The sequence below is a fragment of the Pseudosporangium ferrugineum genome, assembly GCF_003002065.1.
Classification (GTDB): Bacteria; Actinomycetota; Actinomycetes; order Mycobacteriales; family Micromonosporaceae; genus Actinoplanes; species Actinoplanes ferrugineus_A.
Genome location: NZ_PVZG01000088.1, coordinates 1 through 1,193 on the forward strand (window position 1 = coordinate 1; position 1,193 = coordinate 1,193).

Consider the following 1,193-nt stretch of genomic DNA (forward strand, 5'->3'; position numbering starts at 1 on the left):
GGATGCTCCTATGGATGTCAAGCGGCGAGTTCAAGATCGTTTGTGGTGATGAGTTGGTAGAGCTCACGGGCGACATACCGCTTGAGGCATCGAATGATTTCTTTCTTGGACATGCCTTCTTGGGTGCGTCGTTGCATGTAGTCGCGGGTGCGGGGGTCCCAGCGCAGTCGGCAGAGCACGACGCGGTAGAGGGCGGCGTTGGCTTGCCGGTCGCCGCCACGGTTGAGTCGGTGCCGGGTCGTCTTGCCGGACGAGGCCGGTATCGGTGCAGCGCCGCAGAGCATGGCGAACGCTGCTTCGGAGGTGAGCCGGTCGTGGTTCTGCCCGGCACTGACCAGCAACTGCCCGGCGACCTCGGCGCCGACGCCGTTGGCGGCCAGCAGGCCGGGGTTGATCGCGGCGACGAGGGGTTCGAGCAGCTCGTCGAGGTCGGTGATCTCGACGGACAGCTGCTGGTGACGGCGGGCCAGGCTGCGCAGGGCGAGCTTGACGGCGGTGAGCGGGGTCACGGCGTCAGTCCGCTCGGGGCGCAGGTTCGCGCAGACGGTGATCAGCTGTTTGACGCTCAGGCCGCGTAGCCGGGCACGTAGCTCGTCGGGAGCGGTGACGATCAGGGTCTTCATCTGGCGCTGGGTGTCGGCGCGCTGGTCGACCGCGCTGCGCCGGGCCACGCGCAGGTTGCGTAGCGCTTCGACGTGGCCGTCGCGCTGCTTGGGGGTGCCGGTGCGCTCACCGGCCAGCGCTGCCCGGGCGGCTTGGATGGCGTCAATCGGATCGGATTTTCCCTGGAAGCGGCGGGTCTTGCGGTCTGGCCGGTCGACCTCGATCACGGTGACGTGCTCGTTGCGCAGCAGGCGAGCCAGGCCCGCGCCGTAGGCACCGGTGCCCTCCACCCCGGCCCGCACGAGCCGGCCATGCCCGCGTATCCAGGCCAGCAGGTCGGCGTAGCCGGCTGCGGTGGCGGGGAACTCATGCGTGCCCAGGACCCGGCCGAGCTGGTCAATCGCGGCGGCGGTGTGGGTGTCCTGGTGGGTATCGACGCCACCGAAGACCTCGATCACGGTGTCATCAGGTGTAATGGAGGGCATCGTCGTCCTGTCGTTCGTGACTGGGTGCAGGGCGGCACGCACCAGCCGGGCAACGCGGACAAGACAGAGATGGGGCCTCTAGTGTGCTGCGCCGGAAATTCGCCT

Annotated in this window: 1 protein-coding gene; it reads right to left on the reverse strand. The window is 68.3% G+C overall.

From position 1 onward, the window contains the following. Positions 1-17: 17 nt before the first annotated feature. Positions 18-1,061 (reverse strand): IS110 family RNA-guided transposase, encoded by a 1,044-nt coding sequence (locus CLV70_RS38865; RefSeq protein ID WP_342750457.1) that lies wholly within the window; start codon positions 1,059-1,061, stop codon positions 18-20. Positions 1,062-1,193 lie beyond the last annotated feature (132 nt).